Below are 26,045 nucleotides of genomic sequence, written 5' to 3' on the forward strand. Positions count from 1 at the left end.
AGTACCCTCAGCGCGTCAAACCTGTCGCGCGCTCGATGAAGTCGGCTATCGATTTGGTGTCGTCGAGATCGAAGACAGGCAGGCTTTCGTCGGCGATGGCGAAGTTGGCGGCGATGGCGACGATATGCGGATCGTTTGCCGAAAGCGGGGCCCGGTCCTTAGCTTCCAGCCGCCGCGTCTCGATCTTGCTGTGCGCCTCGCGCTTGTAGCCTTCGACCAGCACGATGTCGGGGGTGCCGAGCCGCGACAGGATTGCGTCCAGCGTTGGTTCGTCCTCGCCGCGCAACTCGTGCATCAGCGCCCAGCGCCTGTCCGACACGATGGCGACTTCAGTGGCCCCGGCCTGCCTATGGCGAAAACTGTCCGCGCCCGGTTTGTCGATGTCGAAGTCATGATGGGCGTGTTTTACCGTCGAGACTTTCCAGCCACGCCGGACGAGCTCGGCGACCAGCTTTTCGGTCAGTGTCGTCTTGCCGGAATTCTTCCAGCCGGTGATACCGAAGACGCGTCTCATCATGGCTTCATGCTCTGCAACAGACCCTCGGCCCGGGCAAGGTCGTCTGATGTATTGATGTCCAGGAAAGGGTCGTGTGTGTGTGATGGTCCGACGTCAGCAGGCTCTTGTCGCCGCCGCCCATTCGCCGCGACTGGCTATCGGCCAGAAAAATGCCGGCGCTCTTTTCGGTCATTGCCTATCGTCCATGCGGTCACTCGTCGCGAACGGCAAGCCCTATATGCCGTCCGGCGCCATATCAGGTCCAGCGCTTTCGGCGGCTGTCTTTCGCCGGCCGACGATCCGTTCTCGGTAAAGTGCGTAGAGGCCGGAACCGACGATGACGCTGGCGCCGAGGATCATCGGCAGGTCGGGGACGTCGCCGAAGATGAACAGGCCAAGCAGGATCGACCAGAGCAGGGCCGTGTAGCGGAACGGCGCGATGAACGAGATGTCGCCCACCCGCATCGCCATGATGATGAACTGGTAACCGATGACCACGAGCACTGCCGCCATTGCCAGCGACGCCGTGCTTTCTCCCGTCATAGGGGTCCACCCACCCATTGGCAAAAGCAGCGCCGCGCCGAGCATGGTCATGGCGAGTGCCGTGGTGGTCGACACCAGCAATGTCGGAATGGCTTGCGGTATCCGCTTGGTTGCGAGGTCACGCACCGCACAACAGGCGACACAGGCCAGCGCCAGCAGCGAATAGATGCTGAACCCCTCGAAGCCGGGCCGCACGATGATCAGCACGCCGGCAAAACCGATGGCGATGGCCAGCCAACGCCGCCAGCCGACGCGTTCGTTGAACACAAGTGCTGCGCCCATCGTCACCGCCAGCGGCAGCGCCTGCAGCACGGCCGAGACATTGGCAATCGGCAGATGGGCAAGGGCGATGAGAAACGACGCGGTGGCGCCGGCTTCGCCGATCACGCGTATCGCCACCATCGGCTGCAGCATCGAGCCGGGCAGGGCAAGCGCACCGCGTTGCCAGGCAAGCAGGCCTACGAAAAGCGACGCGAAGGCGCCGCGGATCAGCATGACCTGCGCCATGTTCATGGACTCCGACGCGACTTTGGTGATCGCGTCGTTGAGGGTGAAACCACTCATGGCCACCACCATGAACAGCGCGCCGCGAAGATTTGGGGAAAGAAGCAAGGGCGTTACCACCGTGGTTCTGCATCAAGCCTCTACCAGCCGGCGGCAAGACAGCAACGTCAAAGGGCTGGTCCACGGCCTTTCGGCGGCTCGTCACAACCTCCTCGCAAGAGCGGCAGGATCTATTTTCGGCGGTGCGACCAGGAAGATCAGCCGCCGGTGACGCTCATGTGCCGCGATACCGATGGACGGTTGGTGCGGCGGTCGATGATGAAATCATGGCCCTTGGGCTTGCGGCCAATGGCTTCGTCGATAGCGTCGGCGACCAGTTCGTTGCCTTCGGATGCACGCAACGGTGCGCGCAGGTCGGAGGCATCTTCCTGGCCGAGGCACATATAGAGCGTGCCGGTGCAGGTCAGCCGGACGCGGTTGCAGCTTTCGCAAAAATTATGCGTCATCGGCGTGATGAAGCCGAGCCTGCCAGCGGTCTCGGCGACGTGGACGTAGCGGGCCGGGCCACCGGTCTTGTAGGGGATGTCGGTCAGCGTGAACTGCCGCTCAAGTGCTGCGCGCAGCAGCGACAGCGGCAGATACTGGTCGGTTCGGTCGGCGTCGATCTCGCCCATCGGCATGGTTTCGATGACCGTCAGCTCCATGCCGCGGCCGTGCGCCCAGCGCAGCATCTCCGGCAGCTCGGCGTCGTTGAAATCCTTCAGCGCCACCGCATTGAGCTTTACCTTCAGCCCCGCTGCCTGTGCGGTGTCGATGCCATCCATGACCTTGTCGAGATTGCCCCAGCGGGTAATCTGGCGGAATTTTTCCGGGTCCAGCGTGTCCAGCGAGACGTTGATGCGCTTGACCCCGCAATCGGCGAGCTCAGCGGCAAAGCGCGAAAGCTGCGAGCCGTTGGTGGTCAGCGTCAGTTCTTCCAGAGCGCCGCTTTCGAGATGACGCGAAATCTGACGCACCAGATGCATGATGTTCTTGCGCACCAGCGGCTCGCCGCCAGTAAGACGCAGTTTCCTGACGCCCTTTTCGATGAAGACCGTGCATAACCGGTCGAGCTCTTCCAGCGACAGCAGATCCTTCTTGGGAAGGAACGCCATGTCCTCGGCCATGCAATAGGTGCAGCGGAAGTCGCAGCGGTCGGTGACCGACACCCTGAGATAGCTGATCGTGCGACCAAAAGGATCGATCATGTCCATGCTGGTGCGTTTCCCCGGCTGCGAACGGCATCGTTATATATGGCTATGTGATACGATCCAACCTGTCATTCAAGATAAGGGGTTCCGATCCCTGGCAACATCGCGCCGCCGACAGTTTGTGCCGGAAGTTTCGAAGCAGCCTTTTCCCGCTGCGCGAAGCGGCGTAGGGAAGGACAGATGATGCGGAACTTATCACCATGACGGCGCCGAAGGAACTCAGGGTCTCGAAGGACCGCAGGCTGCTAACCGTGACATTCCCGGACCATCAGCCGTTCGAGCTGCCGGCGGAGCTGCTGCGCGTTGCCTCGCCGTCGGCCGAAGTGCAGGGCCATTCGCCCGAACAGCGCGTGACCGTTCCCGGCAAGCGCAACGTTGCGATCCTGAAGATCGAACCGGTCGGCAACTATGCTGTCCGCATCACCTTCGACGATTTCCACGATACCGGCATCTTCACCTGGAATTATCTGCATACGCTGGGTCATGAGAAGGACGCACGCTGGGCCGCCTATCTCGCCGAGCTGGAAGAGAAGGGGCTAAGCCGCGATCGGTAGCTCCGGCCCGTCGTCAAAGCGTCACCGATTTGGAGTAGCGGCTGCGGATACTCGGAGACGAAGCATGTCCGTCATCACCACGGTCGAACAGCTCGAAGCACTCTATGGCCTGCCCAGCGAGACCTCGCTGGTCAAGGAACTCGACCATGTGATCCCAGAATACGCCGCCTTCATCGAGGCCTCGCCTTTGCCGCGCTCGCGACCAGCGGGCCGGAAGGGCTGGATTGCTCGCCGCGCGGCGATCTCGCCGGCTTCGTCCGCATCCATGATCCGAAAACCCTGATGATGCCGGACCGGCGCGGCAACAACCGTGCCGATTCGCTAAAAAACATCATTCGCGATCCGCGCGTCGGCCTGTTGTTCCTGGTCCCAGGCTGCGGCACGACGCTGCGCGTCAACGGCCGCGCCCACGTCACCACGGATGCCGCGCTCTGCGCCTCGTTCAGCGTCGACGACAAGCCGGCGCGTTCGGTCACCGTCATCGATGTCGATTCGGTCTATTTCCAGTGCGCCCGCGCCATTATCCGGTCGGAATTGTGGAACCCGGCGAGGCATGTCGACCCGAAGTCGCTGCCGACACCCGGAAAAATCCTGGAAATCACCAGCCGGAAAGGCATTGACGGCCAAGCTACGACAGGGAATGGCCGGAGCGCGCGAAAAAGTCGATGTGGTGAGCGGGTCGCTCCACGAGCACCATCCTTTGTTTGAGCATCGGATTTTCCCAAAACCGATTTCCACCCCTCGTCGGGCCCGAGGACGGGCTTTTGGGTCCGATGCTCCAGTCACACTTCCTTGAGCACGTCGGCAATCTTGCGCATCTGCTCGCCGATCATGTCGCATTGCTCCGGCGTCGACTGGCTCATCGCTTTCTCGATCAGCGCCATGTGGACCTTCAGCGCCTGCATCAGCAGTTCCGTGCCGGCTTCGGTCAAGGTCAGGCGCAGCACGCGCTTGTCCTTCTGATCGCCTTCGCGGCGCAGCAGGCCGCGTGCCTCGAGTTGCGGCAGCAGCATGGTGATGTTGGAGCGGCCGACCAGCAGCCGGCGGGCGAGATCGTGCTGCGACATGCCGGGATGGCGATAAAGGTTCATCAGCACGTCGAGCTGCGCCGGCTTCAGGTCCAGCGGCGCGAGCTTCACTGCCAGCGTGCGCTCCAGCACATGGCAGGCGCGCGCCACCGCGACCCAGTTGCGAAAACGCGGGTTGTCCCAGGGCAGCTCTTGTTTAATGTTCATGTTTGAACTATTATGTTCATGCTTGAACGAATGGATGGATCGCCACTATGGCATCATTTGGATTGAAGGTCATCCGGGGCGTGTTTGCCGCCGCCGAACACCTGGCTCCCCGCCTTACCGGGCGCGCGGCATTCGAACTGTTCTGCCGCACGCCGAACGCCAAAATTCTCAGCGACGGCGAGCGACGCGCCGTCGACCGCGCCGCCGGCTTCATGGCCGAGGCGCGCCATCATCGGCTGAAGACCAAGAACGGCTGCGTCATGGTGCATGAATTCAGGCCAGAGCCGGGCAGGCGGGCCGCCGGCACGGTGCTCGTCATCCATGGCTGGCGTTCGCGCACCGAATATATGCGCACGCTGATCGAAGCCTATCGTGACGCCGGTTACAAGGTTGTCTCGCTCGACCTGCCGGGCCACGGCCAATCGCAGGGCCGCCGGCTCACATTGGTCAGCGCTGTCGAAGCCGCACGGCTGGCCGGCGAATGGTTCGGCCCGTTCGTGGCGGTCGTCGGCCATTCCTTCGGCGGTGCCGTCGCCGCCAATGCCGTCGTCGGTTCGGTCAAGGACATTCCGCCGCTGGCGGCCGAGCGGCTGGTGCTGATCGCGGCACCGAGCTCGCTGCCGGCGATCTTCAACGATTTCAGCCGCATGCTCAGTGTCGGCCCACGCTCGCAGGCCGCCATGGCCGACCGGGTCGAACGCATCGCCGGCCGGCCGCTGCACGAATTCACCGGCGACCGCCAGCTTGCCAGCACGCCGGTGCCAACGCTGGTCATCCATGCTCCGGACGACCGCGAAGTGTCCGCCGACCATGCAAGGCTCTATGCCGGCGCCGGCGACCATGTGCGGCTGTACTGGGCCGACGGGCTCGGCCACCGCCGCATCCTCGCCGACAAGGGAGTGATCGAGCGTGCGGTCGGCTTCGTTGCCGAACACCGGAAGCCGGTATCGCTGCATTAAACACCGACGGCTTGACCTGCGTGTAGAGATCGACCGCTTCGAGGAAGAGCGCTTCCTTGCAGCCGAACGCGGCATAGAGGCTGGTCGAGTTGATTCCCATCGCCGGCGGCGCCAACGCCCGACCTTGAGCGCTATTTGCTGAAACCGGAGCGGACCCAATTCGCTTCGGCTGCCACCGTTGTGAAACTGTTCTGCAACAGACCTTCTGAAATTTATGAAAGCTTAACGAAATCAGTATGAATCGGTGTAGTCGCGCCCTACATCCATGATGCGGTGGGCGAGACCGTCAAGCGATGCGGAACGGGAGCCGGTGCAGCCGGAGCGGGTGATTCCATGAAATTCCTCGGAAACAAAGCAACCGTGATGCCCCTTGCGGCGGTCGCGGCAATGCTGGCCTTCGGCGTGCCGCAGGCAGACGCGCAAGGGTTTTTCGAGAGGCTTTTCGGCGGTGGTATCAGGCATGTGCCGCAACGTGATTTCCCCCCGCCGCCGTCGAGGCAGAGGCCGAAATACAAGCCAGATGCAACGGCGCCCGCTGCCTCTCGTATCAGCAGCCCGTCCTATTACACCTACAAGAGCGATCCGCTCGTGCGCGTCGACTTCTCGACGCTGACGGCAGCGCCGGAGCCGGCAATGCCACTGGACGCCGCATTCCAGCCATCTTCCGCCACCGGCGCTGCCTTCCGCGAAGCCATTGCCGGACTGGATAGCTACGAACTCTACGCCGAGAAGGACATCGCCAAGGCGCTCGTCGCCTATTACGCGGCCAATCCGGATTTCATCTGGGTGACGGGAGCCGGTGCCAACAGCCGCGCGCAAGATGCAGTGCGGGTGCTTGGCGAGGCGACGAGCTATGGCCTCACGCCGGCCGACTATACGGTTGAAGTGCCCGCCGCCGGCGCATCGACCGGCAGCGCCGATGCGCGGCTGGAGGAACTCGTCCGCTTCGAGATGGCGCTGTCAGCGCGCGTCTTGCGCTATGTCCACGATGCGCAAAGCGGCCGCGTCGATCCCAATCGCATCACCGGCTACTATGATTTTCCTGTCAAGCCGCTCGACATGGAAGGCGTGCTGAAAACGCTGACACGCACCCAGCAAGTGCGCACCTATCTCGAATCGCGGCATCCGCAGAACGCCGAATATCAGGCGCTGCGTGTCGAACTGGAATCACTTCAGGCCAGCGCCGACGACGAGATCGTCGTCGATCCCAAGCTGTTGCTGAAGCCAGAGGAGAGCAGCCCCGAACTGCCGAAGCTTCTGGCGAAGATCGCGCGCAACCTCGACGACGAGATGGGCGGCGCCTATGGCGAGATATTGGCCAGGCTGGCCAGCAGCGAGGTCTATGCCCCGGAACTGGTGCCGGTCATCAAGGCGGTTCAGAAAAAGGCTGGCATGAAGGGCGACGGCGTCATCGGTCCGCGCACCGTCGCGGCGCTGGTCGGGACGTCCAAGGCCGACAAGATTCAAAAGGTGCAGGTCGCGCTGGAAGAGTTGCGCTGGCTGCCATCCGATCTCGGCAGCCCGCGTGTCTTCATCAACCAGCCGGCATTTACGGCGAGCTACATCGAGAATGGCGAGGAGAAGCTGAAGACCCGCGTCGTCATCGGCAAGACCACCAACCAGACTTCCTTCTTCTACGATCAGCTCGAGCAGGTCGACTTCCATCCCTATTGGGGCGTGCCGCAGTCGATCCTCGTCAACGAGATGCTGCCCCGGCTGCGCAGGGATCCCGGCTATCTCGACCGCGCCGGCTACGAAGTGGTCAACGCGCGCGGCAAACGCATTCCGTCCTCCTCGGTCAATTGGGGCGCCTATGGCGCGAAGATACCTTATGGCGTGCGCCAGCTGCCGAGCGAGGCCAATGCGCTGGGCGAACTGAAGATCCTGTTCCCCAACAAGCACGCCATCTACATGCACGACACGCCGCAAAAGACGTTTTTCCAGCGCGACATGCGCGCGCTCAGCCATGGCTGCGTTCGCCTGCAGGATCCGCGCGGCATGGCGGCCGCCGTGCTCGGCACCTCGGTCGACGACATCGCGGAGAAGCTGAAGCACGGACATGCGACCGAAAAGGTAGCGCGCAGGATCCCGGTCTATGTCGCCTATTTCACCGCCTGGCCCGATATGTTCGGCAAAGTCGAATATTTCAGCGACGTCTACGACCGCGACACGCGGCTGCAGCAGGCACTCGACAGCACGGAAGCAGTGCGATCGCCGGCGATCTGAGGACGCTAACGCAGGGGGAGCGGGCGCCGGAACCCCGGCCGCGCCGGTATGCGGCGATCTATTTGGGCTCGGCTGTCACCGGATCGTAGGTGATTTCGACCTTCGCCTTGTCGGTCGTGTAATAAGTAACGGTATAGGCGCCGCTGACCCAGGCGACCTCGTCGACATAGCGAAAGTCGTCGCGCTGCTCGACCTTGGCGATTATCTCCGACAGTTTCCTGGCATTCTGCGGAGGCAACGGACTTCCGTCTGCGGCAAAGGCCGGTTCACCGAAAAAGAGAACTACGACGCCTGTCGCCAAAACAAGTCTGAACATGGCTTTCCCTCACTTCTCGCGAAAGTAGAAACTCGCGGCCATGCAGGTTTGTTCCGGGCAGGTTTGTTCCGGGTTCCGGAATGGACACAAGCGAACTGCGCCGACGCATCTTGTTGTCGTTGCTCATGCTAATGCGTCTGCAACTCACCTTCGTCGGGGAAGAGGTGGGCCAAGGCCGTGTCGAACGTGAGCTCCAGAGCGACACCCGGTTCAAAGACCTTGTCTTCATTGAAGGCCGCAATGAGCTCGCGTTCGTCGCGCAGTGTCAGGTCCACGACCGTCTCGCTGCCCAATCGCTCGGCATGTGCCACGATGCCATGCAGCAAGCCTTTTCCAGAGTGCACCGGCCGGAGGTACTGCGGGCGGACACCCAGGATGGCCTTGCCGTCTTTCCGGAAGGGACGCCTTCTGGTCGCTACCCTGATCGGCTCCAGGGATTGGTTGCCAACCATTGCCACTTCGCCATCGAGCTCGAGGACGTCGACGTTCAGGAAATTCATCGACGGGGCTCCCAGAAAGCCGGCTACGAACCTGTTGGCCGGCTCGTGATAGAGCTCCATCGGCGCTCCGATCTGCATGACTTGACCGTCCTTCAGGACGACGATCCTGTCAGCCAGCGTCATCGCCTCGACTTGGTCGTGCGTGACATAGATCATCGTTGTGCCCAGTTGCCTGCGCAGCCGGCCGATTTCCATGCGCATGTCCATGCGCAGCGCGGCGTCGAGGTTGGAGAGCGGCTCGTCAAACAGGAATACAGCCGGTTTCCGCGTGATTGCGCGCCCGATGGCGACGCGCTGGCGCTGACCGCCCGAAAGCTGACTTGGCCGGCGGTCGAGCAAATGTTCCATTTGCAGGATGCGTGCGGCCTCGGCGACCTTCTGCTGCTTTTCCTGCCTGGAAGCGCCGGCGATCGTAAGGCCGAACGCGATATTTTCGCGCACGGTCATATGCGGAAAGATGGCATAGTTCTGGAACACCATCGCAACACCGCGTTGCTTAGGCTGGAGCTGGTTGACCACCCGGCCTCCAATCTCGAGGGTGCCTTCGGTTATGTCCTCGAGTCCGGCGATCATGCGCAGCAACGTGGACTTCCCGCAGCCCGACGGTCCGACAAAGACGACGAACTCGCCGTCGTTGATGTGGATATCGACGCCTTTGATGATTTCGACGCGACCGAAGGATTTCTTGACGCCCTTGAGCGAGACCTCAGCCATGAGCGATGGCTCCCGTTTCCTGAATCATGTGCGGCAATTCGGGATCACCGATCGGCCGTCCCAGATCCACTGGCGTTTAAGCGCGCGAACCATGTGTTCAGCCCTTCACGCCGGTAGAGGCGATCGAGGCGATGAAGGCGCGCTGCAGCAAGAGGTAGAAGATCAGCACCGGGACGGTGATAAGGGTGAGATAAGCCATGACTTCACCCCAGGCGACGTTGAGTTGAAAGAAGTAGCCGAGGCCGACCATGACCGGGCGATAGCTTTCCTGCTGCACCACGATGAGCGGCCAGAGATATTGGTTGTACATGACGAGGAATTTCAGGATGGCGGCAGTCGCCAGAACTGGCCCTGAGAGCGGCATGACGACGCGATAGTAGACCTGCCACCAATTCGCGCCCTCCACCCGGCTTGCCTCGATCAGCTCGCCCGGCAGCGCCTTGAAATACTGCACGAACAGGAAGATCGTCAGCCCGTCGGCGATCCACGGGACGATCTGCACCCGGTAGGTATTGAGCCAGCCCCAATGCAGCCCATCAAGCCCGATCCAGGGCAGTTTCGAGACCAGGAGCAGCAGCGGGATAGCGATGGTCTCGAAAGGGATGATCAGCGTCGCGATGACGATCGAGAGCAGGACATCGCGCCCCTTCCACCGCAGGAAAGCAAAGGAGAATGCGGCCAGCGAACAGATCAGCAACGAGAGAAGGACGGTCGTCCCGGTGACCAGAACCGAGTTCAGGACGAACAGGCCGACCGGCGCCCGCCGGAACGCACCGAAATAGTTGTTGAGGCTGATGTCCCCGACGGGCAGGAAGGCACGCAGGCTGGAAGTGTCTGCGAGGAGCTGACTGTCCGGCTTGAAGCTCGAGTTGATCATGAACACGAGCGGAAAGATGAAGATCAGCGCGATCAGGCAAAGCACCAGATAGCGGACGAACAGCCTGAGGCCGTAATTGTCGGGATTGACGGCCATCTTAACGCTCCCGTGTCAGCCAGCGCTGGATGAGTGAGATCGCCAGCACGATCGCGAACAGGATGACCGAGATGGTCGAGCCGCCGGAGATGTCCTGCTTGCCGTAGCCGCGCTCGACCGCCTGGAAGACGAGGGTCTGGGTGCTGTCGAGCGGACCGCCATTGGTCATCACGTCGATCTGGGCGAAAAGCGCGAAGCCTTGCATGGTGATCACGACAAGGACAAGCACGGCGGTGTTGCGCAGGCCCGGCCAGGTGACATAGCGGAAGGTCTGCCATCTCGAAGCCCCCTCGATGGCGGCGGCCTCGTAGAGCGTGGGGCTGATCGTCTGCAACCCCGCCAGCCAGATGACCATATGGAAGCCGACGGCCTGCCAGATCGACATGGCCATGACTGCGGGCAGCGCGGTCGAGGGACTGCCCAGCCAGTCTACGGGCTGGAAGAGGCCGAAGGTGAGGGCCTGGAGGATGCTGTTCAACAGCCCGTTCTGGCCGTCATAGATGAACCGCCAGAGCAGCGAGACCACGACTATGGAGACCACCACCGGCATGAAGTAGATGGTCCGGAACAGGTTGATGCCCTTGACCTTGTGGTTGATCAGCAAAGCAAGCATTAGCGCGAGGCTGCCCTGCACCGGCGCCACGACCAGGACGAACAGGAAGGTGTTTACCAGCGCCTTCATGAACACAACGTCGCTGGCGATGACGATCATGACGTTTTCGCCGGACTGCCAGTGGAACCACTCGCGCATGCCGCGATACTGAGGATAGTCGTCGCTACGGGTGATCGCACGCAGGCGGGGATACTGGATTTCGCCAGCCGCGTTTCGGATCATTTCGCCAGCATCGTTGCGCTCTGGTTCGAGGGTCACCACCGCAAGGCCCAGCAGCTGCTGATAATTTTCCAACCCGACAAACTGGGTGGGGTTCGGCGACAGCAGCCGCTGATTTGTCAATGACAGACCGATCGCGAAGAAAAACGGCAGGACGATGAATGTAAAGATGAGTGCGAAGCCCGGCAGGGCGAATGTCCAGCCCGCCCGATTCGACAGGGTTAGTTTCGACGCCATTTGCGGTATCCGCCCAGCAAGCCAGAGAGGGTGGAGTCCGCGGCTGGCGAGGACCCCGGCGCGACAGAACTAGCGGTGGCCGTAGCCACTATTGCTTTCGATGTCGGCGTCGATCTCGTCGACCGCCGCGTCAAGCGTGTCGGCCACGTCGGCGCCATTGGCGATATCGGCCAGTGCCTTGGTGAAGACCTTGGCCTGGACCACGTAGCCCGGGGTGACCGGGCGCACCAGGGCTTGTGCCTTGGAGAGGTCGAAGAACACCGCGAGCGGGCCGCCACTATAGTTCTTCGTCATCTGCGCCGCCGAGGGCGTCGGCGGGATCAGGCCGATGCCGTCGGAGAAGGCGGCCAGGTATTTGTCCTGCGCGGCGAACTTGATGAACTCGGCAGCGCCTTCCGGATGTTTTGACTTGGCCGAGACGCCGAATTGCCAGGATCCCGCGCCGATCTTGTTGCCGGCGCCGAAATCGGGGGCTGGAAGGAAGACGACGTCATCCACGGCTTCCATCGTTGCCACCGCGCGCCAATTGCCGTTCCACTGGAAGGCGAACTTGCCGCCGATGAACCCCGTCTGCTGATCGGCCGGGTCTTCACTGGTGCCAGGCGCATAGCCTCCGCTGAACAATGATTGCCACCACTTGCCGAATGCCTGCGCAGCCTCGCCGTTCAGTGCGCCTTCCGCCGTCTTGTAGGTCGAACGGTCGACAATGTCGCCGCCGAAGCTCTGCAGGAACGGCGAGAAGGCATAGGAATACCACTCGGCCTGGTCGTTCATGCCGAGATCAAGGGCGAATTCATACTTGCCGGAGGCCTTGGCGGCATCGAGCGCGGCCGTGAATTCCTCTCTCGACCAGGGCTTGTCGAGGGTCGGCTTGCGCAGGCCCAGCTCGTCCAGCGTCGATTGGCGTGCAAAAAGCGCCACCGCCGCGTCCCATAGACCGACCGAATAGAGCTTGCCGTCCCACACGCCTTTGGTGCCGGGCAGGAAGTCGGCGAACTCGCTCTCGTCGATCGGCAGCGGCTGCAGATAGCCGGCCCAGGCCCAATTGGGCATGACGGGCCCGTCCACATCCAGGATGTCGGGCAGGTTGCCCGCCAGGGCCGCCGCCGCGACGGAATCATTGTAGCTCTTCTCGGGGAAGCTCTCGATGGTCACCGTCCAGTCGGACTGGCTGGTGTTGAAGTCGGAGATGATCTGGTTGAGAATTCGCGACTCCACCTCGTTGCCGGCGCCGTGATACCACATGGTCAACCTGGTCTGCGCCAGCGCGGGCGCGCACAGACAGGTCGACGCGATCACCACACCGGTGAGGTGTTTCGTCAGTTTCATCGGTTGTTCCTCCGTTTTGACTTAAAGACGCTGGCTGGATCCAAGGTCGAGGCCGCCAGGACGGCGGGCCGAGAAGCCAGCGCTCAGTTTTCGGGTCGGCCGCTACGGGCCCCTTGATAGGGTCCAGCAATGTTTGCGGAAGCCGGACGCATTTGCAATTGCGCAGTTTCACCGGGTCGGAGCAGGAGGTCGACGGCGATTTCCCCTCGTCAGTTCGCGGGCCACGAGATAGCAGTTCACCTAGGACGATTTTATCCTGCGTCAACTTTCTCCCGGCCGCGTTCAGGCGAGCGGAGTTAAATCGTTGCGGCAAATCCGCACTCAATCGCCGTGGCATCGCCAGCGCGCGGGGCGGGACATGGACAGCTGTGCAAGTGACGCTGCGGCGGGAGCGGATACTTTTTGTCAGCAGACAATGTGGTCGCGTCCCAGAGCACCTCTCCGAACCGCTGCGCCAGTGCTATGGTGTGCCGGCATGATCAGACTGCAGGGATATGAGGCATGCCCGAAATCACCCGCCGTACACTTCTTGCGTTTACCGCCGTAGCCTCGGTCGTTGAACCGACATTTGCTGAAGAGGAGATGCCTCACCCGAATTGCAGGCGCTGATTGGAGCCCATGAGGCCGCCTATGTCGGCCTCCACAGGGTTGTTCATCGAGGGGGCAGCAACAGTCACGACCGCAAGAGGGCAGACCGGATCGAAGAGGAAGCATTACTGGCCATCTGCTCCTATCCTGCGATCAGCCGAGGCTATCGCCGAGCCAAGGCCGAGTACCTGTTAACCACTGAGGCACGGGGCGAACTCGATCTGGAAGAGCACATGCAGGCCATCCTGCACTCGATGATGCGGGGCTGACGCCGTGTACGATGACTATGGCGAAACCGGCGGCGCTCGGCGTGCGGCTCAATGTGAGGCCGTGGGGTGCTCTAGGCGGTCGACGACCCTCGCGATGCGTTCCAAGTGGTTGTGGATGGCGATCACGTAGAAGGCGATATGCCGGCGGCTGGTTTCAGCGGCAGGCCCAGTCGACAGCCGGGGAGGTAATGATCACAAATACCCGCCGCTCGCTTCAACAGCAGAAGTGCATGGTCCGCGGCCTCCCACTGCACTGATCGGCCCCGACGATGTGGTCTGCGACCTGACGCGGAGTGCACCGCGCCAAGCCCCAGAGGTCGGCTCGTGGGGTCTGCCGCCCGATTACGCGGCGCGTCGAGCGAGGTGGAAACCCGAACGGGCTCGGCGAGGCTCGACGGCGGTCACGAGACTGTGGTGGTGATCGCAGTAGACGCGGTCCGGCGAAGTTGGCCCAGCACAAAAACGGTAACCGCCGGGCACCGAAGGGTCTTCGCGAACCGGGAAGCGGCACTGATAGCGGCCCAGCAAAATGAGAGGGACGTCGCCCGCGGGAAGTCTGGAATTTTCAAGCATGATGTTCTTTCAAGTTCATAGGTTATGGCCATTGCCGTGGCGCACTGACGTCCATCTTTGAAAGGGCAGCGCGACCGCCTCAGGGTGGGCGAGTTTCTCGCACACGGCTGGTCGTGGATTACTATGTGGTGTTGGACGCAGCTTCATTAAAGCCCGAGGCCTTGCTTTCGGAAGCCAGTTCTTGCGACCTAAGGCCACACTCGTAATCGCCCGCTGCCAGTGTCCGTCCCCTGCAGCCCCTTCTCGCTCACGACAAGGGCGCGCACGGGTTCATCGGCAGGCGGAGGTGCAGCGAAGAAGCAGAAGCCCTGCTGTCTGGGCAGCCGGGAACGCTGGCAATGGTGCTCGTAGGCCCGGCCGGACGTGGCTCACTGGTCTCGGGATAGCGCGTGAAATTGCTATCAGACTTTCCTGCGCGCCTCAGCGGGGGTGAACTGCGCGTGATACTCTGGGGTCATCATTATTTTGGCCGCAGGAACAATGATCTCTGCGAGCAGTTCGCTAGGCAATGGCTCGAACTTCGGCCGGTTACGGTCGATCCAGTTCGGGATGCGGAAGAAATCTGCTTCCATCAATCGGCGGGACAATTCAGGCTGCTTTGAGAGGACGGCCTCGATCTCAGATATAAGCCTTTCCTGTTCGGGGCGCACTTCATGCGGGCCGATCCAGATTTTGGCCAGGATCACGCGCGAGACCCCGTTTTCGGGATTGCCGAAGATCGACTGACCATCGATGGGACGGGCGCCGTCGCAGTCGACCTCGACATAACCGGCCTCGTAATAGGTCGTCTCCTCGAAGGTCTCGCAGAGCAGGATGCCATCGGCGATGCGAAGACCGAAATGTGTCTGGCCAGTGCTGAGCGCCGCGATGATCTGAAGCGGCAGGGCCTGAACGATGTCTCCCAAGGAGCGGGTGACAGCGGCCATCCCAAAGGTGCCGGAGGAAGTCAGCTGATAAGCAACTTTCGAGCGCTCGATGATGCGAATAAGTGCATGCGGCGTGATCCGGAATGGCACATACCCGTTGAAAATCTCAGCGCGGTCCTGCCCGATCATCGCGCGAAAGGCGCTGACTGGGTATCGCGTGGCTTCATCTCGCGCTTGGCTGTTCTCTTCATCGGCATATACGCGTAGGGAGGTTCCAAGCGTCATTCGCTCCTGGTCGCGTGCGACCACGCGGCACTCGATAACGTAGGGATCCTCCTTTGCAGATATTATGTCTGTAATCTTGTGGGCGAGATCATTCCGCTCGGTTCGACTGGGACACCCTCGATGGTAGACGCGCTTGAGCTCTTCGAGGAACGCCCAATAAGCTTCCTGACGCATCTTCTCGTTCAGGCTGGCGTCGAGTTCCTTGATGAACTGCTTTTTCTGTTTGGGATGAATTCGTCTCACGATTGCACTTTCTTCTGTCGGAAACGGAGCTTGCGTGATCTGATCTCATGTCCTGTAGGAGATGTGAAGGCGATCGGCCGCTGGTGGGGCCGGCAGGAACGCAGAAATGCCGATTATCCCTCACCGATTTTCGTGGAACACGGGATTTGCTCCGCTAAGCCCGGCAGCCGCCGAGCTCGCGCAAAAGGGTATTGAGTGCGCCTGCAACGTCCTGCCGTTAATTTCATTAAGAAAGATGGTGGGCGATGCAGGGATTGAACCTGCGACCCCACCCGTGTGAAGGGTGTGCTCTCCCGCTGAGCTAATCGCCCGCTCGTTGCCCGAAGGCCAAGCGCGCCGCGATATAAGGGAGGCCGACCGGGGAAGTCAAGGCGATGTGCTGGCGTTCCGAGGAGACCGAATGCAACTCCGCCGGGAGCGACCCGGTCGCCGTCGCTCAGTGCCCCGCAGCGGCAATCAGGCGTTCGGCCAGACCAAGCGTCAGCGCATCGAAATGCGAGATCACCGCCGACGGTTCGAATTCGCGCACATGGCGGTCGGTGTAGCCGAAATCGACCGCCACCACGGGAATGCCGGCCGCCTTCGCCGTATCGATGTCGGTCTGCGAATCACCCACCATCAGCGCGCGGTGCGGATCGCCGCCGGCCAACACGATGGTTTCGGTCAGGTGGCGCGGGTCGGGCTTGCGGAACGCAAACGTGTCCTGACCGCAAATCGCCGCGAAATGCTTCGCCAGGCCGAGCGCCTCGATCAGCGCCACCGAGTTGGCTTCGTATTTGTTCGTGCAGACGGCCAAGAGATAGCCGGCCGCCTCGAATCGCGCGATCGTTTCGACGACGCCAGGGTAGGGGCGCGATTTGCCCGGGATGTTGTCGGTGTAGTGATCGAGGAACAGCTTTAGCAATCGGTCGTGTTCCTCCACCACCAGCGATCTCTGCTGCGCGGCGTGCGCGCGCTCGATCATCACCCGGCCGCCATGGCCGACGAAGCGCTTGAAGCCGGCCTCATCGACGGCTGCGAGTTCGCTGGCGGCAAGGCTGTGGTTGAGGCTGTCGAGCAGGTCCGGCGCTGTGTCGATCAGCGTCCCGTCAAGGTCGAACACGATGATCGGTCGGGTCATGGCTTGTCCTGTGACGATTGCGCTGCCGGCAGGCGATAGCCGCTGCAGCCCATCCAGGCAAGCTGTGCCTGGTCAATCCACAGGGCAAAGTCTTTGACCGGACGGGCAAAGATGCTAGGAGCGCCGAAACAAGCGAAATCCGGGGCAAGCATGGATGCGAGGCAGTTGAAGGTCGAGGCCGCGCGGGCAGCGCTTGCCAATGTCAGCGACGGCATGCGGCTCGGCATCGGCACCGGCTCGACCGCCGAGGAATTCGTGCGGCTGCTCGCCGAAAAGGTCGCCACCGGCCTTACCATTGTCGGCGTGCCGACCTCGGAGCGCACCGCCATCCTCTGCGGCGAGCTTGGCGTGCCGCTGTCGACGCTGGAAGAAACGCCAGAGCTCGACCTTACCATCGACGGCGCCGACGAGATCGATCCGGCACTGACATTGATCAAGGGCGGCGGCGGCGCGCTGCTGCGCGAAAAGATCGTGGCGGCGGCTTCCGCCCGCATGATCGTCATTGCCGACCGTTCGAAGATGGTCGAGACGCTCGGGCGTTTTCCACTGCCCATCGAAGTCAACCCGTTCGGCCTGCGTGCCACGGAAATCGCCGTCGCCGCGGCAGCCGGAAGGCTCGGCCTTTCCGGCCCCGTCACATTGAGGATGACGGGAAGCCAGCCTTTTGTTACAGACGGCGGCCATTTTATCCTCGATGCATCTTTTGGCCGCATTCCGGATACAAGAGCGCTTTCGAATGCTCTCCATGCCATTCCGGGCGTGGTCGAGCATGGTCTTTTCATCGGGCTAGCATCAGCGGCCATCATAGCCGGCGACGGCGTCCAAACCGTCCATGCCGCCCGAAAACCAGGGAGTTTTTACCGATCATGACGTTGCATAACCGGGTACGCCGTTTTTCTGCCATTCTGGCAGCTTCAGCCGTCTTTGCGTTTTCATCGCCGGCGTTCTCGCAGGACGTCGCCGAGGGGCATCTGAAGGCGGCCCGCGCCGCAGTCGCGGCGATCCACGCGACGGACCCGTTCGACAGCATCCTGCCGCAGGCCGCCGCCGCGCTTCAGCAGCAGCTTATCCAAAAGAACCCGGACATGCAGGAACTGATCGGCAGAACGGTTAGCGAAAAGGCTCTGGCGCTGGCCTCGCGCCGCGCCGATCTCGAGAAGGAAGCGGCCTTGGCCTATGCCAAGGTATTTTCCGAAAAAGAGCTTACCGAAATCGCCGCTTTCTACAATTCCGATTCCGGCAAGAAACTGCTCGACAGCGGCCCGGCTGTGACGCGTGACCTGCTCAAGGCCGCCGAGATCTGGCAGAACGGCCTCGCTCGCGATCTCGCCCAGCAGGTCGGCGAAACGCTGGCCGCGGCGGCAAAGGCGACAGCGCCGGCAAATGCCGCGGCTCCCGCGGCTGGTACGGAGCCGGAAGCACCGAAGAACTGAGCAAATTTCCCGGCGGCGTTATCGCTGCTGGACCGGAAAGCCCGGCCTCCGTTGCGCGTCTGACAGCATGCGCGGCGTGGTGGCCCGGGCTTTTCTTTTGGTGGTTTGCAGCCTACCTGTCTCAAACATTTTGAAGGACAAGGAGCCGCACCATGGCCGGTTACGACTACGATCTTTTCGTCATCGGCGGCGGCTCCGGCGGGGTGAGGGCGGCGCGCATGGCGGCGGCACTCGGCAAGCGCGTCGGCATTGCCGAGGAATACCGTTTTGGCGGCACCTGCGTCATTCGCGGCTGCGTGCCGAAGAAGCTCTATGTCTATGCCTCGCAATTTCCCGAACATTTTGCCTACGCCGCCGGTTATGGCTGGACCGTGCCGCAGGCGAGCTTCGACTGGCAGACATTGGTTGCCAACAAGGATCGCGAGATCAGCCGGCTGGAAGCCATCTACAGGAAGAATGTCCAAGGCGCCGGCGGCGAGACGTTTCAGTCGCGCGCCATGCTGGTCGATCCGCATGTGGTGCATCTTCTCGGCGACGACCGCACCGTCACCGCCGACCAGATTCTCATCGCCACCGGCAGCCGCCCGGCACCGCACCCGGCTCTGCCCGGCCATGAGCATTGTATCTTTTCCAACGAGGCCTTCGATCTCAAGGAATTGCCGAAGGCAATCATGATCGAGGGCGGCGGCTATATTGCCGTCGAATTCGCCAACATCTTTCACGGCCTCGGCGTCGACACAACGCTGGTCTATCGCGGCAAGGAGATCCTCTCGCGCTTCGACATGGACCTTAGGCGCATGCTGCACGAGACGATGGAAAAGAAGGGAATAAAAATCCTCTGCCATGCCGTATCCGAATGGGTCAGGAAGCGTCCGGACGGGCGCCTCGACGCGGTCGTCACCGGCGGAAAGGTGCTGACGGTCGATCAGGTCATGCTCGCCATCGGGCGTCTGCCCAACACCGAAGACATGGGGCTTGAGGGCCTCGGCATCGAGATGACCAGGACCGGCGCTATTCATGTGGACCAATATTCGCGCACCAGCATCGACAACATCTGGGCGATCGGCGACGTCACCAACCGCGTGCAATTGACGCCGGTGGCGATCCATGAGGCGATGTGTTTCGTCGAGACCGCCTTCAAGGGCAACCCGACCGCGCCCGACCATGAAACGATCGCCACCGCGGTGTTCTCGCAGCCCGAGATCGGCACGGTCGGCCTGTCGGAAGACGAGGCCATAAAGCGTTTTGCCGAGGTTGAGGTCTACCGCGCCAGCTTCCGGCCGATGCGCAACACGTTGTCGGGCCGCGACGAAAAGATGCTGATGAAGCTGGTGGTCGACGGCGCCTCGAAAAAGGTGCTCGGCGCCCATATCCTCGGGCCTGATGCCGGCGAGATGGCGCAGCTTCTCGGCATTCCGCTGAAGGCCGGGCTGACCAAGGACGACTTCGATCGCACGATGGCCGTGCACCCGACCGCGGCGGAAGAACTCGTCACCATGTACAAGCCGACCTACCGGGTGAGGGACGGCGAGCGCGCCTGACGTTTTGCCCACACCGTCGCCAACGGAGCACTCGATGCTCGCAAGCAATGGCGCCGCACCACCCGACCACAATTTTAGATCACCCAATCCGATGCGACACTGGGCAACGATATCTTGTTCGCCATCTTGTTCGCCGCTATTTCTGCCTGATGCGGCGAGGGAAGCGCAGCCATCTTTCCTCGACCGGCCTTGTTTCCGCGACTGGCCTGGGGTGCGCGAGGATGGTGGTGAGCTCGACCGGCAGGCTCGGCGCCAGCGACTTTTTGGTCGCGACGCCATCCGCGATGGCAACGATGCTGTGGTAGAATTCGGCGCCTGAAAGCGACCTTGGCGGCACGGCCTCGTGCATGATCGAGATCACCGTGACATCTGGACAATTGTCCTTGATCGCTTGATGGAAGGCGATCTTCCCTTCCGGATCGAGCGCCCCGGTCGCCTCGTCGAGGAACAGCAGCCCCGGCTGCTGCAGCACGATACGAGCGACAACCAGCTTCTGTTTCTGGCCGCCCGAAAGCACCTGGTCCCAGCTCATTCCGTCACGGCTCTCATCGGCCATGTGTTCGATGAAATCGCCAAGGCCGGCCTTGTGCAGCGCCGATGCAACCTGCGTGTCAGTGTGATCGCGCTCTGAACCGGGCAGGCAGACCAGTTGCTTCAGCGAGACCTGCTGCAGCTTGACCTCCTGGGCGGCATAGAAACTCTCGACCCCTTCCGGGAAGACGATGGTACCGCGGCCATAGGGCCACAGACCGTTGATCGCCTTGATCAGCGATGTCTTGCCGCAGCCGGATTCGCCCTTCAGGAACGTCCACTCGCCACGCCGGAAGCGCAAATTCGCAGCACTCAGGAAGGGCGTGGCATCCTCGCCCTGATGGGTCAGCTCCAGTTTCTGGATGGTCAAGCCGAAAACCGGGTTCTGACGGTCGTAGCGGAAATCGGAACAACCGGTGAGACTGTAGAATTCCTGCGGGTGTTGGACGTTTTCGATCGCGTTGGCGAGTTCGGTCACGCGTTGGCTGTTGGCGCGCAGCGCCGCAATGGAAGGCATGACATGGATGAACCACGAACATTGATTGATGAGCGAGTTGACCATCTCGGAGCCGGTTATGTAGCCCTTGAGGTCGAAACGGTTGTGGATGTAGGGCACCAGGCCCGGCGCATAGGCGACAATGCGGGCGCCGATGAAAGTGTAGACCAGCTCGAAAGAACGATAGCTGGTGTTGACGATGTTCAGCCTTGCCCAGGTGCGGTCGATGTCGACATAAAGCCGGTCGTGCATCGCCTTTTGCACATTCTCGCCCTGTGAGGCGGCGACGTGGAAACTGCGGCGCAGGAACGTGGTCAGTTCGCCGCGATAACTGCCTTCGGATTGCTGCATCCGGATGTTGAGCCGTTCCAGCAACCTGCCGAGCTTCACCGCGATCCAGGTGTTCAGCGGCACGTATATGGCGACCGCCAGAAATGCCAGGACCGCGCTGCCATAGCTGCCGAGGAACTCCAGCCCTTTCACCTCTGCCGAGGATTCAAGCAGTTTCCGGCCGACGAAATAAAGCGATGTGGCGACAGCCATCACCCCGATGGCGAGGCCGATGGCTCCGCCGGTCATGTCCTTGATCGACTCCTGGACACGCTGGTCGATGTTGTCGGGAGCAGCAGCGGCGGAGGAACCGTGCTGAGCATGGAAATGCGTGTGATTGGTGTCGAGAAGCGCTGCGTTGAAACGGGTGTCCAGCCAACCGCGCCATTTGCGATGCAGCGTCGCGGAAACAAAAGTGCGGATGCCGGTAAAGCCCGCGTCCTTGAGCACGACCAGAAGGATGAGCACGCCGGCGTTGGTGAGCAGCGATGCGAGCGGCGTGGTGTTCGCGGCATCGTGGTAGAAGGCGATCGAATTGACCAGTTCCCCGGATGCTTCGGCGAACCAGACGCCGGCTTTGCTGGAGAGCGCGGTAAACAGCGCGATGATCAGCGTCAGCGTCCAGGCCTCCACCCAGCGGTCCGAGAACCAGTAGGCCCGCATCAGCCCCCAGAAGCTGCGCATCGAGGAAACTGGTGTCAGGAGCGGCGGCCTTGCGGCACCGCGGAGCCATTTTTCCGATATTGAATGTCGCTCTGGTCTACCGACCCGAATCACAATCCCGCCCAAACCTCTTTTAGTTTTGTTACAGACAGTAACACCAATTGATCATTTTCAATTATCTTTTCTCGGGCTGAGGAGGATTGAACCCCTAGCCGTTGCCATTAAGCAACAGCGGCAACGTCATGCGATGCCGCTCTCGGCGCATATTATCTCTATAATTTCAATGATTTGCTGGTTCACGTATGCAAGCGTCAGCATCTTCCCCAAGGGAAGGCTTTTGCACAGTTTTGTTATGGGAAGAGCGTGGCCGATCGGCCGATTTTTATGTTGCGGAAGACGAATCGACGCAAAGACGCGCCGTCATCCTTGTTGCCATATCGACCTGGCGGCAGCCGGAAAGTGACCGGAGGGCGTTGGCCCGGAGGGCGTTGGCTGCTGTGGCGATGTCGCCAAACGCGCCTAGCGAATGACGTCTATCAGTTCGCTTTCTCCAACTCGCCCCGCGCCTTGGCCGCCGCAACCTGGCGAATGGCGTCGGTTAGCGTGTCAACGTCTTGCGCGCCCATCACCGCATATTTGGCCTCAAGCAGGAAGCACGGCACCCCGGTGATGCCCATGCGCGAAGCGGTGGCGATTTCGGCGCGCACCGCCTCGACATCGGCGTCCGTCGGCAAAAGCGTCTCGACGACGGACGCATCCATGCCGACCTCGCGGGCGGCGTCGATCAGGACGACATGGTCGCCGAGATTGGCGCCTTCCTCGAAATTCAACTGGAACAGACGTCGCACCAGCCGGTTCTGCATGACCTCGCCGGCGGCACCAGCCCAGCGGATGACGCGGTGCGCGTCCAGCGTGTTGGGCGCAACCTTGATGGCAGCGAAGGCGAAGTTGATTCCCTCGGCTTCGCCCAATGGCTCGATGCGGGCGTGGATCTCGCGGATGCGTTCGTCGCTGCCGAACTTGGCCATCATGTATTCGCGGCGATCCTTGCCATCGGGCGGGATGGTCGGGTCGAGCTGGAATGGCCGCCAGCGAATATGCACTTCGACCTCGTTTGCCGCGGCAATCGCCTTGTCGAGCCGCTTCTGGCCGATGAAGCACCAAGGGCAGACGACGTCGGAGACCACATCGACGGTAATCGACTTCTCGTCGCTCATCTTGATCTCCTGTTCCGAAGAGGTCACTTCGGCTTGCGCCACCATGTCGGCAGTCGATAACCGGAAATGGGGGTCTTTCGCGGATGTTCCAGATAGCTCCAGTAGGCGAGCCATTGCTGCGTATTGTGCTGCATCGGAACCATGTAGTGGCCGGAGATCAACAACCTGTCGAGGACCCGGACGGCGGCAACATAATCTTCGCGGCTGCGGGCGTCGACCATCGCCTCAAGTGCTGCATCTATCGCCGGATCGGCGACGCCGGGAAGGTTGAACGACCCTTCGGCATTGGCGGCAGCCGATCCCCAGCGCCCGAACTGCTCGATGCCGGGCGACAGCGAGTTCTCGAAGCCGCTGGTGCCGATCAGCACCTCGAAATTGAAACGTTGCTTACGCGACTGGATCTGGTCGCCATCAAGGCTGCGGATGGTGACATCGATGCCGATCTTCGCAAGCGTGCGCTGGTAGATGGCGGCAAGGCGCTCCTCGTTCTGGGAGGCGGTCAGGATCTCGAAGCCGAAGGATTTCCCCCCGGGATCGAGCATCACTCCATCCTGCAAGGCATAGCCCGCGCCCTTGAATATGTCGAAGGCAGCTTTCATCACCTTGCGGTTCTGGCCCGAGCCGTCGGTGACGGGTGGCCGCCAGCTGCCGTCCATGACATCGGCTGGCACACGGCCCGGGTAGGGTACCAGGAGCGCCTTTTCCCTGTCGTTGGCCGGGTGGCCGAGTGCCGACAGCTCGGAATTCTGCCAATAGCTCATGGTGCGCATGTACTTGCCGCCAAACAGGTTCTTGTTGGCCCATTCGAAGTCGTAGAGCATGCCGAGCGCGCGTCGAACCTCCGGATTGGAGAACTTCTGCAGCCGTGTGTTGAACAGGAACCCCGTCACCACTGGCGGGATGCCGGTGTCGAACGTTTCGGCGATCACGTCGCCCTTGTGGAAGGCCGGGAAGTCGAGATCGCGCTCGCGCTTGACCGGATCGCTGTCGTCAGCGATAGCGCAGATGCCTTTCTTGAAAGCTTCCAGCTTGGCGTTGGCATTGAGGAAATATTCGATGGTGATCTGATCGTAATTGTCGAAACCGCGCTTGGCGGGGATGTCCTTGCCCCAATAATTTGGGTTGCGCTTGAACACGATACGCTGGCCGGGCGCCACGTGCGCCACGGTGTAGGGGCCGCTGCCGATCAAAGGTTTCAGCGTGGTCCTGTCGAAGGTCTCCTTGTCGAAAGCGTGCTTCGGCACGATTGGCGTCATCGCGATAACCAACGGAGTCTCGCGGTTAGCCTTGTCGTTGAATGTAAAACGCACGCTGCGGTCGCCGATTTTTTCCAGTTTGGCGACCATGCTCATACGGGCGCTGTAGGGTGGTCGGCCTTTCTCCGTAAAGACGTCGTAGGTGAACAGCACGTCTTCCGCCGTCACCGGTTGGCCATCAGACCATTTGGCCCTCGGATCGAGGTGGAATTCGATGCTCTTGCGCTCCGGATCCATGTCGGCAGTGTCGGCAAGCAGGCCGTAAAGACTGAAGGCTTCATCGTCATTGCGCTGCATCAACGGCTCGAAGACGAGATTGCCGAAGATCCTGTCGATCATGCCGCGTGCCGTCGTGCGCAGGCTTTTCAGGATGAACGGGTTGAGATTGTCGAAGCTGCCAACGACGCAATAGGTGATGCTGCCGCCCTTCGGCGCAGCGGGATTGACGTAGTTGAAATGCGCATAGTCGGCCGGCAGCGCCGGCTCGCCTTGCATGGCGATCGCGTGTTTCGGCGCCGACAAGGCTGGTTGAAACGAAAGGGTGATAATCGCGGCGATCAGCCAAACAAGAACGCGGCCCATGACCGTCTCCTTACTGGGTCGGCTTGATGATTCGGAGCGCACCCTAACATGAGCCGACCGCCTCCCGGCCAATCGCGAGCTTAAGAATTGCGGGTATCGGGCTGGATTCGGCACCGCTTGCAGTGTAACACGCCGTCCGAAGTCATTCTGTTGCCTCATTTCGGCAACAGGTAGCTGGACCACACGGCGCGAAGAAGCCGGTCCCGGGATCATTTGAGAGGAAGTGCACGATATGACGAGCCTGAACAGCAACGCGTACCGCCTGTCGGTCATGGCCGCTGGCGTGGTCGGCTTTCTGGGCGCACAGCTTCCCGCTGCTCTTGCGCAGCAGCAACAGCAGATTCCGCAGGGCTGGTTCAAAGCCTGCACCAAGCAGGAAGACGTCGACATCTGCAATGTCCAGAACATCACCACTGCCGGCAACGGCCAGCTCGTCACCGGCGTCAGCCTGATCGAATTGAAGGGCAAGGTAAACCGCAAGGTGTTCCAGGTGACGGTTCCGACCGGTCGCCTGGTTCCTCCCGGCATTGGCCTCCAGATCGACACCGGGAAGGCGCAGAAGCTCGACTATGTGATCTGCTTCCCCGACCGCTGCGTGGCGGAAGTGCCGCTGACCGACCAGCTCATCGCCTCCTTCAAGAAGGGTTCGAACCTGACGCTGACCTCGGTCAATTTCCAGAACCAGCCGAACCCGATCAAGATCGCGCTGACCGGCTTCAGCGGCGCCTTCGACGGGCCGCCGCTGCAGCAGTCGGACATCGAGGATCGGCAGAAGAAGCTTCAGGATTTCGTTGCCAAGAACAATCAGGACTTCGCCAAGAAGCTCAAGGAAGAGCAGGACAAGGCGAAGACCGCCAACTGATCGCCCCTCGGGGCAAAAAAGACAATTTCTCAAGCCAACAAAAAAGCGGGGTCATGCCCCGCTTTTTTGTTCCGGCCGGCCATTTCTTGATCCCATCAGGCCCGCAATCCGTCAGGTCAATGTCTTGACTGGCGTCTCGGCTCGTAGCGGCCGTCCGGCCTCTTGTCGAACATCTCGCCGATCTCCGGATGCCGCACCGGTTCGCCAGACTGATCCTCGAGCAGGTTCTGCTCAGACACATAGGCGATGTATTCCGTTTCCGAATTCTCGGCGAGCAAGTGGTAGAAGGGCTGGTCCTTGCGCGGCCGCACATCCGCCGGGATCGCCTCGTACCATTCGTCGGTGTTGGCGAATTGCGGGTCGACATCGAAAATGATGCCGCGGAACGGAAACAGCCGGTGGCGAACGACCTGTCCGATCGAAAATTTGGCTGTTTTCATCATGGTACTCACCACTAAGTCCTAGAGTGCCGCGTCCTTGGAATGCGCAAAGACTCTCTAAGACCTTGAATTTACGCGTTAC

The 26,045-nt window shown here is 61.4% G+C and carries 23 protein-coding genes, 1 tRNA gene and 2 pseudogenes; 9 read left to right on the forward strand and 17 right to left on the reverse strand.

The window, feature by feature from the left end; translation table 11 throughout:
• Positions 1 to 7: 7 nt before the first annotated feature.
• The 3 genes from mobB to moaA form a co-directional block, all read right to left on the reverse strand.
• Positions 8 to 517 (reverse strand): molybdopterin-guanine dinucleotide biosynthesis protein B, encoded by a 510-nt coding sequence (gene mobB / locus NMG70_RS19645; protein WP_254026068.1) that lies wholly within the window; start codon positions 515 to 517, stop codon positions 8 to 10.
• Positions 518 to 730: 213 nt separating this feature from the next.
• A complete protein-coding gene (locus NMG70_RS19650; protein WP_254026069.1) occupies positions 731 to 1,651 on the reverse strand; it encodes a DMT family transporter in 921 nt (306 codons plus the stop codon).
• 149 nt (positions 1,652 to 1,800) lie between these two features.
• On the reverse strand, positions 1,801 to 2,796 hold the full coding sequence (gene moaA / locus NMG70_RS19655; protein ID WP_254026070.1) for a GTP 3',8-cyclase MoaA: 996 nt from the start codon (positions 2,794 to 2,796) through the stop codon (positions 1,801 to 1,803).
• 197 nt (positions 2,797 to 2,993) lie between these two features.
• Between moaA and NMG70_RS19660 the strand changes: the two genes are divergently transcribed.
• Both NMG70_RS19660 and NMG70_RS19665 read left to right on the forward strand, forming a co-directional pair.
• The gene (locus NMG70_RS19660) at positions 2,994 to 3,347 is read left to right on the forward strand and encodes a gamma-butyrobetaine hydroxylase family protein (protein WP_095492986.1); all 354 of its coding nucleotides are present in this window, start codon (positions 2,994 to 2,996) and stop codon (positions 3,345 to 3,347) included.
• 64 nt (positions 3,348 to 3,411) lie between these two features.
• Positions 3,412 to 4,021, forward strand: a pseudogene (locus NMG70_RS19665) (pyridoxamine 5'-phosphate oxidase family protein).
• Between the two features lie 108 nt (positions 4,022 to 4,129).
• On the opposite strand, the gene NMG70_RS19670 reads toward NMG70_RS19665, so the two are convergent.
• Positions 4,130 to 4,582 carry a MarR family winged helix-turn-helix transcriptional regulator gene (locus NMG70_RS19670; protein ID WP_254026071.1) on the reverse strand — a complete coding sequence of 151 codons (453 nt, stop codon included), beginning with the start codon at positions 4,580 to 4,582 and terminating at the stop codon, positions 4,130 to 4,132.
• A 47-nt stretch (positions 4,583 to 4,629) separates the two neighbouring features.
• Between NMG70_RS19670 and NMG70_RS19675 the strand changes: the two genes are divergently transcribed.
• Entirely contained in the window at positions 4,630 to 5,541 is a 912-nt protein-coding gene (locus NMG70_RS19675; protein WP_254026072.1) for an alpha/beta hydrolase, read from the forward strand.
• 16 nt (positions 5,542 to 5,557) lie between these two features.
• Here NMG70_RS19675 and NMG70_RS19680 read toward each other — a convergent pair.
• A pseudogene (locus NMG70_RS19680) lies at positions 5,558 to 5,644 on the reverse strand (TetR/AcrR family transcriptional regulator); the annotation flags it as partial.
• A 230-nt stretch (positions 5,645 to 5,874) separates the two neighbouring features.
• Here NMG70_RS19680 and NMG70_RS19685 point away from each other — a divergent pair.
• Positions 5,875 to 7,767, forward strand: a complete 1,893-nt coding sequence (locus tag NMG70_RS19685) for a L,D-transpeptidase family protein (protein WP_254026073.1) — start codon at positions 5,875 to 5,877, stop codon at positions 7,765 to 7,767.
• A 58-nt stretch (positions 7,768 to 7,825) separates the two neighbouring features.
• On the opposite strand, the gene NMG70_RS19690 is transcribed toward NMG70_RS19685, so the two are convergent.
• The 5 genes from NMG70_RS19690 to NMG70_RS19710 form a co-directional block, all read right to left on the reverse strand.
• Positions 7,826 to 8,083, reverse strand: coding sequence for a PepSY domain-containing protein (locus NMG70_RS19690; RefSeq protein ID WP_254026074.1), 258 nt, complete (start codon positions 8,081 to 8,083; stop codon positions 7,826 to 7,828).
• A gap of 128 nt (positions 8,084 to 8,211) precedes the next feature.
• A complete protein-coding gene (locus tag NMG70_RS19695) occupies positions 8,212 to 9,297 on the reverse strand; it encodes an ABC transporter ATP-binding protein (protein WP_254026075.1) in 1,086 nt (361 codons plus the stop codon).
• Between the two features lie 97 nt (positions 9,298 to 9,394).
• A complete protein-coding gene (locus NMG70_RS19700; protein WP_254026076.1) occupies positions 9,395 to 10,270 on the reverse strand; it encodes a carbohydrate ABC transporter permease in 876 nt (291 codons plus the stop codon).
• Position 10,271: 1 nt separating this feature from the next.
• Entirely contained in the window at positions 10,272 to 11,339 is a 1,068-nt protein-coding gene (locus NMG70_RS19705) for a carbohydrate ABC transporter permease (RefSeq protein ID WP_254026077.1), read from the reverse strand.
• Positions 11,340 to 11,408: 69 nt separating this feature from the next.
• Positions 11,409 to 12,668 (reverse strand): ABC transporter substrate-binding protein, encoded by a 1,260-nt coding sequence (locus NMG70_RS19710; RefSeq protein WP_254026078.1) that lies wholly within the window; start codon positions 12,666 to 12,668, stop codon positions 11,409 to 11,411.
• 596 nt (positions 12,669 to 13,264) lie between these two features.
• On the opposite strand from NMG70_RS19710, the gene NMG70_RS19715 reads away from it, so the two are divergent.
• On the forward strand, positions 13,265 to 13,525 hold the full coding sequence (locus NMG70_RS19715; protein WP_254026079.1) for a hypothetical protein: 261 nt from the start codon (positions 13,265 to 13,267) through the stop codon (positions 13,523 to 13,525).
• 974 nt (positions 13,526 to 14,499) lie between these two features.
• On the opposite strand, the gene NMG70_RS19720 is transcribed toward NMG70_RS19715, so the two are convergent.
• The 3 genes from NMG70_RS19720 to NMG70_RS19730 form a co-directional block, all read right to left on the reverse strand.
• Positions 14,500 to 15,492, reverse strand: a complete 993-nt coding sequence (locus NMG70_RS19720; RefSeq protein WP_254026080.1) for a hypothetical protein — start codon at positions 15,490 to 15,492, stop codon at positions 14,500 to 14,502.
• A gap of 236 nt (positions 15,493 to 15,728) precedes the next feature.
• Positions 15,729 to 15,803 (reverse strand) — tRNA-Val (locus NMG70_RS19725).
• Between the two features lie 125 nt (positions 15,804 to 15,928).
• Entirely contained in the window at positions 15,929 to 16,612 is a 684-nt protein-coding gene (locus NMG70_RS19730) for a phosphoglycolate phosphatase (RefSeq protein ID WP_077378024.1), read from the reverse strand.
• 150 nt (positions 16,613 to 16,762) lie between these two features.
• Here NMG70_RS19730 and rpiA point away from each other — a divergent pair, with 150 nt between their 5' ends.
• The 3 genes from rpiA (at position 16,763) to gor (ending at position 19,586) form a co-directional block, all read left to right on the forward strand.
• Complete coding sequence (gene rpiA / locus NMG70_RS19735; RefSeq protein ID WP_254026081.1) at positions 16,763 to 17,482, forward strand: ribose-5-phosphate isomerase RpiA; 720 nt, start codon at positions 16,763 to 16,765, stop codon at positions 17,480 to 17,482.
• On the forward strand, positions 17,479 to 18,045 hold the full coding sequence (locus NMG70_RS19740; protein ID WP_254026082.1) for a DUF2059 domain-containing protein: 567 nt from the start codon (positions 17,479 to 17,481) through the stop codon (positions 18,043 to 18,045). The genes rpiA and NMG70_RS19740 overlap by 4 nt, the downstream gene beginning before the upstream one ends.
• Before the next feature lie 152 nt (positions 18,046 to 18,197).
• Positions 18,198 to 19,586 (forward strand): glutathione-disulfide reductase, encoded by a 1,389-nt coding sequence (gor, locus tag NMG70_RS19745; protein ID WP_254026083.1) that lies wholly within the window; start codon positions 18,198 to 18,200, stop codon positions 19,584 to 19,586.
• A 136-nt stretch (positions 19,587 to 19,722) separates the two neighbouring features.
• On the opposite strand, the gene NMG70_RS19750 is transcribed toward gor, so the two are convergent.
• The 3 genes from NMG70_RS19750 to NMG70_RS19760 form a co-directional block, all read right to left on the reverse strand.
• Positions 19,723 to 21,627, reverse strand: a complete 1,905-nt coding sequence (locus tag NMG70_RS19750) for an ABC transporter ATP-binding protein/permease (protein ID WP_254026084.1) — start codon at positions 21,625 to 21,627, stop codon at positions 19,723 to 19,725.
• 515 nt (positions 21,628 to 22,142) lie between these two features.
• Positions 22,143 to 22,823 (reverse strand): DsbA family oxidoreductase, encoded by a 681-nt coding sequence (locus NMG70_RS19755; protein WP_254026085.1) that lies wholly within the window; start codon positions 22,821 to 22,823, stop codon positions 22,143 to 22,145.
• Positions 22,824 to 22,846: 23 nt separating this feature from the next.
• The gene (locus tag NMG70_RS19760) at positions 22,847 to 24,661 is read right to left on the reverse strand and encodes an extracellular solute-binding protein (protein ID WP_254026086.1); all 1,815 of its coding nucleotides are present in this window, start codon (positions 24,659 to 24,661) and stop codon (positions 22,847 to 22,849) included.
• 232 nt (positions 24,662 to 24,893) lie between these two features.
• Between NMG70_RS19760 and NMG70_RS19765 the strand changes: the two genes are divergently transcribed.
• Positions 24,894 to 25,523 (forward strand): invasion associated locus B family protein, encoded by a 630-nt coding sequence (locus NMG70_RS19765; protein ID WP_254026087.1) that lies wholly within the window; start codon positions 24,894 to 24,896, stop codon positions 25,521 to 25,523.
• Between the two features lie 116 nt (positions 25,524 to 25,639).
• Here the strand turns inward: NMG70_RS19765 and hspQ are convergent, their stop codons facing one another.
• Complete coding sequence (gene hspQ, locus NMG70_RS19770) at positions 25,640 to 25,963, reverse strand: heat shock protein HspQ (protein ID WP_029352484.1); 324 nt, start codon at positions 25,961 to 25,963, stop codon at positions 25,640 to 25,642.
• Between the last annotated feature and the right edge of the window lie 82 nt (positions 25,964 to 26,045).

The organism is Mesorhizobium ventifaucium, from assembly GCF_935822925.1.
Taxonomy (GTDB): domain Bacteria; phylum Pseudomonadota; class Alphaproteobacteria; order Rhizobiales; family Rhizobiaceae; genus Mesorhizobium; species Mesorhizobium ventifaucium.